This is a genomic window from Streptomyces luteoverticillatus, from assembly GCF_003970715.1.
Classification (GTDB): Bacteria; Actinomycetota; Actinomycetes; order Streptomycetales; family Streptomycetaceae; genus Streptomyces; species Streptomyces abikoensis.
Genome location: NZ_CP034587.1, coordinates 6876316 through 6891464 on the forward strand (window position 1 = coordinate 6876316; position 15149 = coordinate 6891464).

Consider the following 15149-nt stretch of genomic DNA (forward strand, 5'->3'; position numbering starts at 1 on the left):
ATGTCTTCCAACGCGTACAACCTGGATCGGGCCAAGCGCCAGCCGCTGACGAAGAAGAACCTGCGGGAGCTCAACATCGAGCAGACCTGGCAGGCCATCCTCAACCACCCCAACCTGGTCTACGTCGACGACTACGGTGTGCTGCACAAGCCCGTCGGGTTCTCCGTGAACAAATCGAGCTTCGGCTCTTTCCCCGGCTCCGCCTTCCAGTTGGGCTGGATCGCCTACATCAACCTCGGGGAGCCGCTGATCGAGGAGCGGTGCGATATCGGCCAGCCCCCGCCCGACACGTTCTCCTCGCGCGCCTACGTCAACCGCAATCAGGCATCTCCGATGACCTTCACCGACTCGGTCGATTTCACCGTGTCGAACGGGATCACGTGGTCGCTCCAGGGGACAGCCCAGCTCACCTTCGGTGGCAGCGTCAGCGCGCAGCTCCAGTTGCAGTTGCAGAACACGCTCCGGATGGACCTTCAGACGCAGCTTCAGACACAGCTCCAGAACGAGGTGTCGGGCAGGAACTCGAACACGGTGACCAACAAGAACAGCAAGGACAACGTCGGGGTGGACAACGCCAACGCCACCGAGATGGGCATGCGGAACGCGATGACGAACTCCGCGGCGAACTCGATGACGAACTCGGTGGGCTTCAATACCACGGGCACCGCCACCGGCACCGCGACGCTCAACGCACAGTTGATGCTGGGTATCACGGCCTCCGTCGGCGGCTCCCTGACCACCAGCTGGACCTCGCGATCGCAGATTTCCGGCCAGGTCCCGCCGAGCTCCCGTGTGCAGACCATCGCCACGCAGCGGCGTTGCCGCAAGCAGTACTGCTACGAGATCCCGGTGACCTTCTCCGGGCTGATCGCGGTGAAGTACGACGTGCCGGTGGCAGTCCTGTCTCCCCCTCAGTCCGGGGACTACCCCGGCCTCGACCGGGTGGTCGCCCGCCCCATCGGCGACCTCGACCTGGCGGGCGGTGGCTTCCGGATGCAGGGGCTGGCCGAGATCGTCTCCGCCCTGGATGTCCACCACACGATGTTCGACAGCGAGAGCCTGACCGACAGCCAACGGGCGCTGCACAAGCAGCCCTAACCGGGCAGACGACGACCAGGGGTGACGACCATGGTGTTCGACAACATCTTCGGCTTCGCGGGCCAGGGCGCGGGGCTCTTCTCGGTGACCACCGAGGGCGACAAGCCACAGCCGGGGGCGGGAGTCGACTTCGAGGACTCCGACGACGACACGTACGACGACAAGACCACGAGCCTGTTCACCAGCGGCATCCACGGGGCATCCTCCCGGGCGAAGGTCGTGCAGGAGCAGTCGCCCGAAGCGCGGGCCGTCCTGGGCTTCCTCGGCTCCTTCATCCGGACCACCCAGAAGTCGGCCGGTGCGCAGGCGCAGTACGCGCGGGATCCCGGCTCGGTGTCCACGGCGGCGGCCGCCGGTATGCAGAAGTCGAGTACGACGGTGACGGGGCACCCCGACCTTCAGAAGAACCAGGACCTGGAGGACAAGCCGAAGAAGAGCGATTACAGCAAGGCCCCCAAGGCGCCCGAAGCACCCAAGGCACCCGAAGCCCAGGCGTCCAAGCCGACCGCCGAGAAACCATCCCGATTCGAGTAGGACCGGAGCGCCGAGGGGGGCGGGGACGAGGTCGTCCCCGCCCCCCTCGTGCGTCATACGGGAAGCAACTGCCACTGCCGGCGCCGATGGTCGCCCTCCGACCCATCCTGCTTGATCGCCGTGCGGGCGTTGGTGTCGACTTGCAGAAGCAGACCGCTGTTCCGGTTCGCGATCTCGTACACCCGCGGGGTGTCGGTCACCGACCCCACCGGGATCAGCCTCCACTGCTGGTGGTGTGCGTCACCGCCCTCGTAGGCGCGCTGCGCGATCACCGCCCAGGCCGTCTCCTGCGGCCCGCCGGCCTCCAGGACCTTGCCGCTGCGCACGTTCTCGATCCTGTACAGGACCTCACCGTTGTCCTGGCCCGTCGCGACGAGCCGCCACCGCTGGTGATCCCTGGAGGCGGCGAGCAACTGATGGACCTCGGCCCCGTCCTTGGTGGACTCACGCAGGACCCCCATCCGCAACCTGCTCCGGACGTTGGCCCAGGAGACCACCGTGCCCGACTCGGGCAGCCCTGCCATCTTCGCCGACGCGACCTTCCGAACCCGGTTGTTGGCGTGGTCGGCGATATAGAGGGTGTCGACGCAGTCCACAGCGAGCCCGAGCGGGGTCTTCAACTGGGCGGCGGTGGCGGGGCCGCCATCACCACCGAAGGTCCCGGCGCCCGTCCCCGCGTAGGTGCTGATCTTCCCATCGGCCGTGACCTTCCGGACCCGGTGGTTGGTTTGGTCGGCGATGTAGAGGGAGCCAGTGCTGTCCACCGCCACCGCCGCCGGGTACTGCAAGTGGGCGGCGGTGGCGGGGCCGTCATCACCACCGAAGGTCCCAGCACCCGTCCCGGCGTACGTGCTGATCTTCCCGTCAGTCGTGACCTTCCGGACCCGGTGGTTGTTCGTGTCGGCGATGTAGAGGGAGCCGGCGCTGTCCACCGCCACCCCAAACGGGTACTGCAAGTGGGCGGCGGTGGCGGGGCCGTCATCACCACCGAAGGTCCCAGCACCCGTCCCGGCGTACGTGCTGATCTTCCCGTCAGTCGTGACCTTCCGGACCCGGTGGTTGTGTTGGTCGGCGATGTAGAGGGAGCCAGTGCTGTCCACCGCCAGCCCCGCCGGGTACTTCAAGTAGGCGGCGGTGGCGGGGCCGCCATCACCACCGAAGGTCCCGGCGCCCGTCCCCGCGTAGGTGCTGATCTTCCCATCGGCCGTGACCTTCCGGATCCGATGGTTGTGTTGGTCGGCGATGTAGACGGTGCCAGTGCTGTCCACTGCCACCCCAGTCGGGTATTGCAACTGGGCGGCGGTGGCGAGGCCACCATCACCACCGAAGGTCCCAGCACCCGTCCCGGCGTACGTGCTGACCTTCCCGTCAGTCGTGACCTTCCGGACCCGGTGGTTGTGTCGGTCGGCGATGTAGACGGTGCCAGTGCTGTCCACCGCCACCCCAATCGGGTATTGCAACTGGGCGGCGGTGGCGAGGCCACCATCACCACCGAAGATCCCGGCACCCGTCCCCGCATACGTGCTGATCGGAGGGGCGGATTGCTCGCCACCTGTGGCTGCCGCGTGGGCAGTGCTCATCGTCATCCCCCTTAACCGTTCACCAACCGTCCACTACAGGCGGTTGTCGATTGATTGCAAAAGGCCATGAGAGTCTTGGCGCTGCGAGGGCGGGGATGGCCGTGGTGGTGAGCATCGGGTGCAGGTGATGCCGGGCTTCACGGGCCCCCTCCCGCCACCCACGACGGGGGGCACGCCCCCGCGGGCCCCCGTGTGACACCGGCATCTCCCACGGCGACGGCGACCGACAACTGCCGGACGCAGCCGGCCCGCTGCTACGTCGGCGTGGGGGCAGCGGATGTCAGGGCGAGATCGCGTATCCCGCTGCCTGCTGGCCGAACATCTGGGCGACGTGCCAGACCGCGTGGTCCGTGCCATGGAAGAACACTTCCAGACATCCGTCGGCGTTGGCCTCCACGACGGGTTCGCCGCCGATGTTCTGCGCGATCCGCTCGTGGGCGCTCCAGTCGGCGCCGTTGACGATGGTCTGCTCGCTGACCCAGAGGTGGCCGCCACCCCAGTGGAAGGCGGCGAGCCGGGCGTCGGCGGCCCTGGCGACGGCCGGGTTTCCGGTGAGGGTGCCTCCGAGGCCGGTCAGTTTGTCCCAGCCGTTGTAGTCGTCGGTCTGCGGCAGGTGCCACAGTGCGTTGTCGGTGCCCCGGAAGAACACCTCCAGACGCCCGTCGGCGTTGATGCCGACGACCGGGTCGCCGCCGATGTTCTCCACGATGCTCACCGGGCTGTCCCAGCCGTCGCTGTTGGCGTCCCGCTGCCGGACGACCCACAGATGACCGTCGGTGCTGCGGAAGAACACCTGGAGCCTGCCACGGGCGTCCGTCGCCACGGCCGGGTCGCCGGACATGGATCCGCCCAGGCTGGCCGGGCCGGTCCAGTTTCCGTAGCCGGACTTCGTGGTCTCCCACACGTGCCACAGAGCGCCGTCGGTGCCCCGGAAGAACGCTTCCGGACGGCCGTCGGCGTCCAGCCCGGGGACCGGGTCGCCCGCGATATGGGTGGCCAGCGTCGCCCCAGTGCCGTAGCTCCCGTTGATGACCGTTTGCCAGGGGTGTTCGAGGTTGCCGTCGCTGTTCCGGAAGAACACCCCGATGCGCCGCGCGGCCGTCCGCAGCACGGAGGGATCGCCGGACAGGACGCTGTTGCCCAGTTTCTCCCAGTCGGACCAACCGCCCCACGTCTGCTGATGACTGGTCGACAGTGCGTTGTCGGCACGGTTCCTGATGAACACCTCCAGGCGGCCGTCCGACGAGGGCGCCACCGCCGGATTGCCGGTCAGCTGCCCGCCGAGCGAGGTCACCGTGCCCCAGGTCATGCCCGGAGTCGAAGGAACCGTCATGTTCTTCCCCCTCTACTCGCCCCCGGCGCTCTAAACGCGGGGGAATGTTCCCATATGCATGGGATTAGTTGTCCTCTGTGACCACTTGTAGGCTCAGCACTGCTATGTGACGGAGGAAGTCAGCTCCTGTCCCGACTGCTCCGAGGTCTTGGCTCCCGTCGCTGGTGCCCTCGCCCGCGCTCTCATCGACGCCGGCCGGCCCGATCGCGCTGCCCACCTCCTGCATGACCGCATCACCGGCCGCCACGACATCTACGGAGACCTTCTCCTCGCCCTCGCCCACAACCCGTCCCCGTGTCCCCGGCGGACGCCCCGACGCGGTGGCGGCCGCCAGCCATTGGTCACAAGCGCCGCAACTTCTCGCTGCCGTCCGGCCGGATGGTGGCCCTCCATGACGGAACGGTTCGCGGCTCCCTCTGGCAGGCGGGCGACGCCCGGCAGCCGCCCTGGCCTCGGCCGTTCACGGAGCGGTCAGGGCCCCCGGGCGGTCAGACCAGTGGGATTTCGAGGTAGGACGGGTCGTCGGCCGCTGACGAGACGGTGATGGTGGTGCCGAGCTTGTTGGCGTCGCTGTAGAAGGGGTCCTTGGAGTCCAGGACGAGCATCAGCCGGTGCCCGGCCGGGACGCTGTAGCCGGTGGCCTGGAGCAGGATGTCGGCGGTTACCGGCCGGCCGATGGCGGCGTCGGCATCCGTGAACGGCGCGTGCGTGATGATGTGCGCCTTCCCGGTGTCGTCGACGTCGAAGAGGTGCGCCACGAACGTCATCTGCGGGGAGCTCGCAGTGTACGTCAGCCGCAGCCGTGGGATGCCGCGGAGCGTGGCGCCGGTGGTCATCGGCGCGCTCACCCACACTCCGGCGTCGGCACGGTTGATGTCACCGGTCCGGTACTCCTTGGGGCGCCCGTTCATCTCCTGGTAGCCGGTGTTGATGATCCTGTCGGCGACGGTGGCAGGTGTGTCCATGCCGGTCCGGAAGGTCAGGGTCCAACCAGTTTCGGGTTTGTCCGTCAGCGCGCCGTCGCCCGTGCCCTCGGCCGCGCCGGTCAGGTACAGCGGCTCGGGACGTCCGGTGAAGGCGTCCCAGGTCTCGGCGTCGTCCCGGGGGCCCTTCCACATCAGGTGACCGGACACCTGCCCTTCGGTGTCGTTGTCGTCGGGCTCCCCTTTGAGATGGTGGGCCAGCCAGCGGTGCGCGCCCTCCCAGATCCGGTTGGGTAGCCCGATCGTGCCGGGTGACTCAGGGCCGGAGTGGTCGCCGATCGACAGGATGAGGCGCTTCGGTCCGGTGAGCGCGTTGAACACCTTCAGCGTCTGGTTGGTCGGGAAGAGCGTCTCGTGCCAGGCATGTGCGAAGTACACAGAAACCGCACGGCTGTTGAGACAATCCACGTAGGTGTACGGGGACCGCTTGCGGGCCCACTCCAGGGTCTTGGGAATGTTCCGGCCGGCCAGCACGTCGGCGATGTCCTCGGGCCCCGCGACCTCGACCTCTCCCTCGGACTGGCCGAAGCCGCGTGCGGTGTAGGCGAGGACGTTGTAACCCTCCAGCGCGAAGAGGGTGGCCTGGACGGCGTAGATCCACCAGCCGAAGTCGGTCCACGGCGAGGGCATGACGATCAGCGGTCGGGACTCGCCGGGCGGGTGCTTCCACAGTGCGCCGTCCAGCCCGGCCCCTCCAGCCCTGGGCACCGTCACCCGGCTGAACCGGACCAGCCGGCGGGCTTCCGTGGCCTCCTCGGCGCGCAGGGGCGCCAGCCCGATGGTATTGCCCGACTCCAGCGCGCCGACGAACCGCGTCAGTAGCGCCTCGTCCAGCTCCGGGTGGAGACTCACCGGCAGGGCCCGGTTCTCCCGGCCTTCGTCCGATGGCACATCTGCTGAGTCCACATCCGCCCCCATCCCATGGTTGCCGCCCTGTGCCGGGCCGACCGGGGCCAGGGCGGCTCCGTCGCCGCATCCGTCAACGGAGCTGGTCTGCGGATTCACCGTAAGGGCCTACAAGTCACCCTGCCAGCAGGCGATTTGTGTGGGGTTGTGCTTCCGGCCAATGCCTGTGGCAGACCTCGCGGCAGGGACCTTGCGGGGCCTCCCCTTGGAGCGGCGGCCGGTCCGGGCTGAGCGTCGGGCGGCCGTCCGGCGCATGGGACGCCATGTGGCATCGACTGCCACAACTGTTATGGCGCATTACTCATCGCGAACGCTTGTGCGTCATTGTCCCCGTTCATTGGGGGCGTTTGAATGCAGCGGCCCGCTGTCATGGTTCGGTGATGGATGGGTGAGGATAGTGCGCGCCAGGTGATGAGCGGCTCGTGTCATCTCACCGCGTCGGCGCCTCAATTCCCACTGCCGAAAAGGCTCGCCGCCCCAGCTGCATGCGAGCTATCTATTCATCACGCATGCCGACGAGGCCCATTACAACTTGTTGGTGCGAGCGCTCAACGGGTTCACGGTAAAGACCAGGGGCGCACCGCACCACCTTGCGCGCGCCCCTCGCGCGGCGAACCGTCCGTACCGGCTCCGGCGGGTGCGCCGCACGGTGGACTACGACGGTGTGCAGCGTTCGGTGCTGGGGCGGTTGCACTCCGGCTCTCCGCCTCGCCTTGCTCCGGTCCGGAGTCAGGCCGCCGAGCGCGCGACCGGGACGGATGCGGGGGCCTCGTCACGGCGCGTTCGGGCTGCCCACCGCGTCACCGGCGACAGCGTGGACGAGGCCGCGAGGAACAGCCCGCCGAGCAGGAACCAGCCCAGCACTCCCAGGCCCGTCAGCAGACCTGTGAGCACCAGTGGCCCGAGAGTGCGGGCGATCGTGGTGCCGGTGCCGAAGAAGCCCTGGTACTCACCGATGCGCCCGGGCGGCGCCAGGTCGAAGCCTATCTGTCAGGAACCGGCCGACTGGAGCATCTCCGCAGCCGCCAGCAGTACTGAACCGGCGATCAGCACGGCCACCGCGACCGCGGGCGACTGCCCCGCCGAGAAGGCGAAGACCACGCAGGTCGCGAGCGCCAGCACGCCGGAGCGGCGGACGGCTCGCGCGGCCGTGGGCAGCCCGCTCACCGAGCGGGCCGTACGGACCTGGAAGAGCACCACAGCGCCGGTGTTGAGCACGAACAGCGCGGAGACCAGCCACTCGGGGGCGTCCGTGCGCTCCGTGATCCACAGTGGCAGCCCGAGGCTGAGCAACGGCATCCGGAGCAGCAGGACGGCGTTGAGGAGCGTGACGACGGCGTAGGGCCGATCCCGCAGGACCTCGAACTTCGACCCTTGGGGCGCGGTCGCGGGTGCGACGGCCGGCAGGCGTGCGAGCAGCAGCGCGCAGAGGACGAAGCTCAGGGCATCGACCGCGAAGACCGCCCGGTAGGCCGTCCCCGTCCCGTAGGAGGCCGCGAGGCCGCCGAGCGCGGCGCCCACGGCGAGGCCCGCGTTGAGCGTCGACTGCAGGTGGGCGAGCACGCCGGTGCGCTCCCGCTCGGAGACCAGACCCGCCAGCAGCGCCTGCCGGGCCGCCGCCAGACCCGACTGCGCCGTGGCGTAGAGGCAGGCGGCGACGAGGAACGGCAGGAAGCCCCGTACGACCAGGAAAGAGGCGACGGCGGAGCCGGTCGCGAGGGCGAGCAGCACGGCCGTGCCGCGCGGCCCGCGCCGGTCCGCGATTCTGCCGAGCGGCACGCCGACGAACGAGCCGACCGCCCAGGCCACGGTGAGGCCGAGACCGATCCTGGCCGGCGCCAGACCGACGACGTGCGTGAAGTAGAGGGCCGAGGTGACGTAGTAGGCGCCGTCGCCGACGGAGTTGCTCAACTGCGCCAGAGCGAGAGTGCGTTGCGGCCCGGTGGGCGGAAGGAGCTGGGGCATGCCTTGACAGTACACAGGCATTGGATCACGCAAGGAGGCCAATTGAAGGCGATGTCCGTGGGCCACTTCGAGCGGGGTGAGAGGGCTGGACGCCAGGAAGCGGAGGGCGGGAAGCCGAGGTGGTGCCGCGCGGGCCGGCGGCAGGACGCCGCCGGCCCGCGCGGTCACGAGAGGGTCAGAAGGACGCGCCGAAGTTCTGCGTCCACCAAGGGCCGTTCGACGCGAAGTTGACGCCCACGCCGATCTCCTTGAAGGAGCAGTTCAGGATGTTGGAGCGGTGGCCGGAGCTCTTCATCCAGCCGTCCATCGCCGTGCGGGCGTCCTGGGGGCTCTTGAAGATGTTCTCGCCGTACGTGCTCCAGTGGTAACCGGCGGCGGTGATCCGGTCGCCGGGGCCCTTGCCCTCCGGGCTGGTGTGGTCGTAGTAGTTCCGGGCGGCCATGTCGTCGGAGTGGCCCTGGGCCGCCGCCTGCAGCTTCGCGTTGATGGCGACCGGGGAGCAGCCCGCCTTCGCGCGCTCGGCGTTGACCATGTCGACGATCTGCCGCACGTACGTGCCGTTCGCGCCGCCGGCCCTGGCGCCGCCACCGCCGGATGAGGTCTCGCGGACACTGCTCGGGCCCTTGCCGCTCCCGTTCCCGTCCCCATTCCCGCTGTTGCTCCGGCTGCTGTTCCTGCTGCCGCTGCCGCTGCCGCTGCCGCTGCCGCTGTCGCCGGTCGAAGGCGTGTCCCCGGACTTGGCGGACGTACGGGCATCCTGCCCCGCCCCCTCCTGGGCGCCCGTCCCGGCCTGCTTCTTCTTTTCCTCGTCCCGGCCCTTGCCCGCGGTCTCCGGCGTACTCGCGCTCGGGGACGGGGTCGCCGTGCGCGCGCCGGGAGCCGACGAGGCGGCCGCCGCCACGGAGGGACGGTCCTCGGACGGCACGGTGGCCTGGTCCGCGGTCGACTCGGACGCCGTTGGGGCGCTCGCGCGGGGCTCCCCGCCGCCCGACAACGACTGGGCCATGCCGTACCCACCGCCCACGACGGCTATCAGACCCACCGTTCCGCCTATGACCATCGCCCGCCGGGGGCGCCTGCTACGGCGTCGGCGCGTGCGCCGACCGCCCTCGGAGTCCGGGCCGAACGCCGGAGCCTGGGGTTCACGATTCACGTGGATCACTTCCGATGCGGGTCACTGAGTACTGGTCCAACACTTGGGAGACGCCGGACCGGAGCCCTGATAACAAGAATTCGCGAACAGGTTCGTCCCACTCGGCGGCCACTCGGCGGCCGACGCCGACGGGTGAGCCGTTGTCAGTGCCGTATGACAAGGTCTGTCGCACGAGTGACAAGAGCTGTCACACGAGCACGGAACGGAACGAGGAGTTCGCGATGACGGGGGCCTGGGACGAGGCACGCGTGCTGGAGCTGGCGCGAAGGCTGAAGGCGGCGAAGACCGACGGCTGGAGCGGGCCGGCGCTGCGCGCCGTGGTGGAGGGCCTCGGCTGGGAGTGGCGGGACGGCCCCGACGGGCCGCGGCCGGCCACCGGCCCGGAGCCCGGGGCATCCCCGTGGTGGACGCCCCGGTTGCGGCCGACGGGCCGCTTCGAGAAGGACTACGTGCACGGCGGCGAGGAGTACGTGGGGCTTTATGTTCCCGTCGCGCTGCCGGAGGGGGGTGCCGCAGGGAAGGCCGCGGCCTTCCGGACGGTTGCCGAGGCGCTGACGGAGGAGTTCGGACCCGCCCCCGTCATGGGCGCGTACGGCGACCCCGGGCCGTTCTACGACTCGGCCCCGCCGTGGGGCAGCCCGTTCCTCCGCTGGCGCGAGCGGGTGAACACGCTGGAGCTGCACGCCGGCGAGCACGGCCCCGAACTGCTGCTCCAGCCGACCGGTCCGGTGGAAGACTGGTTCTGGCGGCAGGGACACGGCGAGCACTACGCGGTCGGCGGGTTCTTCGGCTCCCGCCGCGTCGCCGCCAACGCGGGCCTGGGCTTCCCGGGCCGCTGGCGCACCGATGACTGGGACGTCTTCTCCCACACCCTCGGCGACTTCCTCCACACTCTCCCCGCCGAGACCCACGCCCTCGGCATCGAGCTGGACCTGGGCTTCCACGCCCGGGTGCCCGGCACCTACGGCCCCATCCTCTTCCACCTCGCCTGCGGCGAACGGCTGGAGATCGTCTACGACACGGAGCCGCTCGGACCGGGCATCGCCGATCCGGGCTCCTTCGGCTGGATCCCGCATACCACCCGCCCGGCGGCCCTGGACCACTGGCTCGAAGCCCCCTACCACTCCGGGGACTTCGGCATCGGCGAGGTGGACGGCCGCCGACTGGCCCGGATGATGACCGACACCTTGCGCGCCCTGGGCGTCCCGTCCCCGCTGGACCTCAGCCTGAGCGACCACGCGCAGCGGGTCGGGGACTACCACGTCGACTACTACGGCTTGACCCTGCAGGAGAACCCGTAGCCGGGACGCCGCCTACGCCGTCCCGCGGCCGAAGAGTCAGCGGAACCGGGTCGGCAGTACCCGCACTGCGGCCGTCGGCGGGGCTCAGGGAGCGACAGGCAGCCGGCGCTTGTGCTCGGTGAGGCGGTAGCGGCGGACGATCGCCTCAAAGGCCCGCTCGTCCACCGGCTCGCCCTCCACGGCACGCACGCCCGGGCACGTGGTTCGGGCCGCTGCAGCGCACGCGGGACTCGCTGCACTTCGTGTTCGTCATGAACATCCCTGCCGAGCGGTTCCGCGGTATCCGTCGGCAGGAGGACGAGGTCCTCGATGTCCGGTGGTGGGCGCCCAGGAACTGGGCGACAACCGCTGACTGGTCACGAGCGGCCGGGGGACCCGCGCCCCGCAAGGGCGCGGTGTGCCGTCGGCGCCGAGAGGCTCGCGGACCTTCCTGTCAGGCAGCCGGGCATCGCCCGGGCAACGGCTTCGCCCCGGGCTCGGCGTGTGGCCGGGCCCGGGGCGAAGGAGGGGTGCCTTACCGCGCCGGTACGGTCAGTGCGAGGCGGCGCGCCTGCGGCGGATGACGAGGGCGCCGCCGGCGAGGGCGAGCGCGGCGCCCGAACCGCCGACGATCAGCGGAGTCGTGGACGCCTGCCGTCCGGCCGGGTGCCCCGGACCGTAACCGCTGGAGAGGCCCTTGGTGTCGTAGTCCGAGCCGGGCTGCTTGTCGGAGTAGCGGGCCTTGACCAGGTTCTGGTAGTCGGCGAGCGACACCGACGGCTGGCCGCCGAGGCCCTGCCTGGCCTGGTCGTTGAGCGGCTCGACGGTGGTGAGCTTGAGCTGGTACCAGCCGCGGATCTGCGGCTCGCTGAACACCAGCGTCCCCACGGTGGCCTTGCTCGCCTGGACGGCGTCGTCGTCGCCGTCGCGCACGGCCGCCAGGTGCCAGCCGCCGCCCGTGGTGGGCGCGAGCAACACCGTGACGTTCCGCCCGTTGACGGTGGCGCTGAGCGAGGACACCAGTTGGGTGAGCTTGATCGCCTCGGTGGCGATCGGCCGGGCCGTGCCCGCGACAAAGCCCGGCGTGATCTCGTTCAGCGCCACCGGGTCCTTGATCGTGAACGCCGGCAGGCCCTCGCACGGATCGGCCTTGTCGGGGATCGGCTTCGCCGTCGCGGTTCCGCCACCCGTGGGCAGCGGGGCGCTGAGGAACCGGCAGACGGTGTTGCGGACCGCGGTCGACTTCACCGCGTCGAGGGCGGCCTGGTAGTTGGGGATGTCGGCGGGGAGCGGGTCCTTGGCCGCGTGAGCCGGGCCGACGCCGCACAGCAGCGCGGACGCGCCGAGTGCGAGCACGATGGACAGGCGGGAGAGCCGGGAGGCCGCCTGCCGGCTGAACGCTCTTGTGCCCCTGATGAAGCGCATGTCGCCTGCCTTAGCCGGAGATGCCGATGCGGGAATGGGTCCACTTGAACGAGCTGTTGCTGACGTAGTCGTTGTAGTTCCACCACGTGTACGTCTGGGTGTCCGGCCACGGGTCGCCGACGGCGATGGTGCTGTTCGACGTGTCGAAGCCATAGACGACGTTCATGTGGCCTCCGCCGGACGTCCAGCCGATGCGGGCGGCGACGGGCCGGGCGGCCTTGACGTCGGTGTAGACCTGGTTGAACGTGGCCGCGCTGGACAGGCCCGAGCCGGTATGGGTCATGCCCAGACTGCCCCAGCCCCGGGCCATGTCGTCGAGCGTGGCCGGCTGGTTGTTGCAGCCGTAGTAGGGCTGCGCCCGGGTGCAGAAGTCCGTCTGTGTGGTGCCGAACCCCTGGTACTTGGCGATCGTCAGCCCGGAGGCGACCCAGCACCACTGGGTCTTCTCCTGCTTGAGCATGGTGATGTCGTCGTAGGCCGCTTCGGCGTGCGCCGTGCCTGCTGCGGCCACGAGTACCCCCGACACCGCCAGTGCCACGGCCGATGCCGTGGTGGCGAACCTGATTCTGCCCATGTTCCTGCCTTCCCGCGGATGGGTGCGACGAGTACGGGGCTGCTCCGGCCTCCCGGCGGGCGCCGGGCTCTCCCTCCCGGTGGGAGCCCGGTCCCGTGAGGGCCGGTGACATCAGAGCACGCATGTGCCTACGTCATAGGAGGATCGAGGGGGAACCTAGCCCAAGAGGGTGATTCCCCCGATAAGCATCATGCGAAGGCTTTTTCGCGAAATGGAACGCGATGAGGCGGACCCGCAAACGCCGCCCGGCCGGGGGTGCGGGGGCTTGCCGGGAGCCCTGTTTCCTCCGGTCGGTCCTGATGAATGCCATGATGGGATCGTCGGATTGCCGGGCATGGGGCATCGGAGCCGAAAGCGACGACAAGCAACCCACGGGTCTCGAAAGGGAAGAGAAGGGCCGCGGAAAGAACGTGCGCCACTCGAACGGCTGGGACCCCGCACAACGCACCTGGAAGCGGGGGCACCTTCCGCCGTGGCCGTCGCCGAGCGGCGGATCAAGGAGTGTCGGCGCGGACGGCGGTTGTCGCCACAGTGGTGTGGTGCATCGTGAAGCGGCCGACCAGGGTGTCGATGGCAGGGCCGACCGCGCCCAGGATTCGGTCGGCTGGTCGCAGCGAAGTCGTGTGAGGCCGTCAGTCGTGGGCAGCAGGTTCAGTCACTGGTCGCGGGTGTGGGACTGCCCCCAGTCGAATCGCCACTGCTCCGGGTCGTGGAACCGCTCGGTCTCACGGATCCTGTCGGCGATCTGCGCGTACCCCGCTTGGTACATCTCCAGTGGGCGTCGCGCCGGCTGATTGGCGAACGGCGAGTCGGGCGCCACCCGCCGGTAGGCCGCGGCGAAGGGTTCGGCCGCCTCGGCAGGCGGTTCGAAAACGTGCCCGAAGATCGCCAGGCGACCCTTCGGACGCAACACCTGGGCCGCCTCCACGGCACCGATGGGCGGGATCCACCCAGTGCCACGACTGGGCGGCGATCAACGCGTCGGCCGAGGGCCCGAACGGGCTGACCAGCCGGGCTGTCACCGACGGGGCGGGCTGCGCCAAGGGTGTCCTGCACCGGCGCTTCAGCGACTTCGACGTCTTCCTCACGAACTCGCTGCTCGACGGCGAGGCCGTCGTCTTCGCCGCGCTGCCGCTGTTCCACGTCAACGCCCTGGTCGTCACGCTGCTGGCGCCGCTGTTCAAGGGCCGGCAGGTGGTGTGGGCAGGACCGCTCGGCTACCGCGAACCGGCCCTGTACGGGGGGGGGTCTGGTCGATCGTCGAGCACTACGGCATCGCCGCGATGAGCGCCGTGCCGACCGTCTACCAGGTGCTCGCCCAGTGCCCGGTCGGGGCGGCGGACATCAGCAGCCTGCGGTACGCCATGGTCGGCGCATCACCGCTGCCAGAGGCCGTCCGCACCGCGTTCGAGGCCCGCACCGGGGTGACCCTGGTCGAGGGCTACGGCCTGACCGAGGCCACCTGTGCCGGCGCCCGCGGCTTCCCTGACGCGCCGCGCCACGGCGCGGTCGGGCAGCGCATGCCCTACCAGCAGGTGAAGGTCGTCCACCCGGAATCGTGGGCAGAGCTGTCCGCCGGGCGGACCGGCCTGCTGGCGATCGCCGGCCCGACCGTGTTCGTCGGCTACGTCACCGGCCGCGACACCCAGGGCCGTCCGGTCCTCGACGGCCTCGGCAAACTCGTGGACGGCCGGCTCGACACCGGCGACCTGGCCCGACTCGATACGGACGGGTTCGTCCACCTGGCCGGCCGTGCCAAGGACCTGATCATCCGCGGCGGCCACAACATCGACCCGGTCGTCATCGAGGACGCGCTGCTCGCCCACCCGCACGTCAGGGGCGCCGGCGCGGTCGGATGCCCGGACCCGCACGCGGGCGAGGTCCCGGTGGCGTACGTGACCCTCGTACCAGAGGTGGTGGCGTACGTGACCCGCGTACCGGAGGTGGAGGTGAGCGAGGACGAGCTCTGTCTGTGGGCCGCCGAGCACGTCCCGGAACCCGCGGCCGCACCAAAGTCCGTGACCGTCCTCGCCGCGCTGCCGGTGACCGATGTCGGCAAGCCCTGCAAACTCGCCCTGCGAGCCGACGCCACCCGGCGCGCCGTCGCGGAGGCCCTGGTCGGCCACGGCCACGATACCCACGTCGACGCGGCGATCGAGGACGGCGCTCCGTCCTCCTGTCCATCACCCCCGGCACCGGTGACCGCGAGGCCGTCAGCGCGGTCCTCGACCAGTACGCCCTGCGGCGGACCTGGTCCCGGCCGACGCCCGGACCGGTGATGTCATGACCGTCCGCGCTGTCCCGGTCGTCGTCATCGG

Annotated in this window: 11 protein-coding genes and 3 pseudogenes; 4 read left to right on the forward strand and 10 right to left on the reverse strand. The window is 70.0% G+C overall.

Going from position 1 to position 15149, the window contains the following annotated elements:
* Together EKH77_RS30595 and EKH77_RS30600 are read left to right on the forward strand one after the other, a co-directional pair.
* On the forward strand, window positions 1-1098 hold the full coding sequence (locus tag EKH77_RS30595) for a hypothetical protein (protein WP_126917450.1): 1098 nt from the start codon (window positions 1-3) through the stop codon (window positions 1096-1098).
* A 30-nt stretch (window positions 1099-1128) separates the two neighbouring features.
* Window positions 1129-1632 (forward strand): hypothetical protein, encoded by a 504-nt coding sequence (locus EKH77_RS30600; RefSeq protein WP_126917451.1) that lies wholly within the window; start codon window positions 1129-1131, stop codon window positions 1630-1632.
* 53 nt (window positions 1633-1685) lie between these two features.
* On the opposite strand, the gene EKH77_RS30605 is transcribed toward EKH77_RS30600, so the two are convergent.
* The 6 genes and pseudogenes from EKH77_RS30605 to EKH77_RS33460 all read right to left on the reverse strand — a co-directional run bounded on the left by EKH77_RS30605 (window position 1686) and on the right by EKH77_RS33460 (window position 9441).
* The gene (locus EKH77_RS30605) at window positions 1686-3212 is read right to left on the reverse strand and encodes an RICIN domain-containing protein (RefSeq protein WP_126917452.1); all 1527 of its coding nucleotides are present in this window, start codon (window positions 3210-3212) and stop codon (window positions 1686-1688) included.
* Window positions 3213-3492: 280 nt separating this feature from the next.
* Window positions 3493-4545: a hypothetical protein gene (locus EKH77_RS30610; RefSeq protein ID WP_126917453.1), complete on the reverse strand. Its 1053-nt coding sequence runs from the start codon at window positions 4543-4545 to the stop codon at window positions 3493-3495.
* Between the two features lie 64 nt (window positions 4546-4609).
* The gene (locus tag EKH77_RS30615; RefSeq protein WP_126917454.1) at window positions 4610-4828 is read right to left on the reverse strand and encodes a hypothetical protein; all 219 of its coding nucleotides are present in this window, start codon (window positions 4826-4828) and stop codon (window positions 4610-4612) included.
* Window positions 4829-5033: 205 nt separating this feature from the next.
* Window positions 5034-6419 (reverse strand): S15 peptidase family protein, encoded by a 1386-nt coding sequence (locus EKH77_RS30620; protein ID WP_240667624.1) that lies wholly within the window; start codon window positions 6417-6419, stop codon window positions 5034-5036.
* A gap of 744 nt (window positions 6420-7163) precedes the next feature.
* Window positions 7164-8399, reverse strand: a pseudogene (locus tag EKH77_RS30625) (MFS transporter).
* Window positions 8400-8574: 175 nt separating this feature from the next.
* Window positions 8575-9441, reverse strand: coding sequence for a CAP domain-containing protein (locus EKH77_RS33460; protein WP_240667625.1), 867 nt, complete (start codon window positions 9439-9441; stop codon window positions 8575-8577).
* A 332-nt stretch (window positions 9442-9773) separates the two neighbouring features.
* Between EKH77_RS33460 and EKH77_RS30635 the strand changes: the two genes are divergently transcribed.
* Window positions 9774-10853 (forward strand): hypothetical protein, encoded by a 1080-nt coding sequence (locus EKH77_RS30635; RefSeq protein WP_126917455.1) that lies wholly within the window; start codon window positions 9774-9776, stop codon window positions 10851-10853.
* Window positions 10854-10937: 84 nt separating this feature from the next.
* Here the strand turns inward: EKH77_RS30635 and EKH77_RS30640 are convergent.
* The 4 genes and pseudogenes from EKH77_RS30640 to EKH77_RS34155 all read right to left on the reverse strand — a co-directional run.
* Window positions 10938-11033: pseudogene (locus tag EKH77_RS30640) on the reverse strand (ammonia-dependent NAD(+) synthetase); the annotation flags it as partial.
* Window positions 11034-11384: 351 nt separating this feature from the next.
* Window positions 11385-12257, reverse strand: a complete 873-nt coding sequence (locus EKH77_RS30645) for a hypothetical protein (RefSeq protein ID WP_126917456.1) — start codon at window positions 12255-12257, stop codon at window positions 11385-11387.
* Window positions 12258-12267: 10 nt separating this feature from the next.
* Window positions 12268-12831 (reverse strand): papain-like cysteine protease family protein, encoded by a 564-nt coding sequence (locus EKH77_RS30650; RefSeq protein WP_126917457.1) that lies wholly within the window; start codon window positions 12829-12831, stop codon window positions 12268-12270.
* A gap of 494 nt (window positions 12832-13325) precedes the next feature.
* Window positions 13326-13832: pseudogene (locus tag EKH77_RS34155) on the reverse strand (SAM-dependent methyltransferase); the annotation flags it as partial.
* 198 nt (window positions 13833-14030) lie between these two features.
* On the opposite strand from EKH77_RS34155, the gene EKH77_RS30660 reads away from it, so the two are divergent.
* Window positions 14031-15110 carry an AMP-binding protein gene (locus EKH77_RS30660; protein ID WP_240667626.1) on the forward strand — a complete coding sequence of 360 codons (1080 nt, stop codon included), beginning with the start codon at window positions 14031-14033 and terminating at the stop codon, window positions 15108-15110.
* Window positions 15111-15149 lie beyond the last annotated feature (39 nt).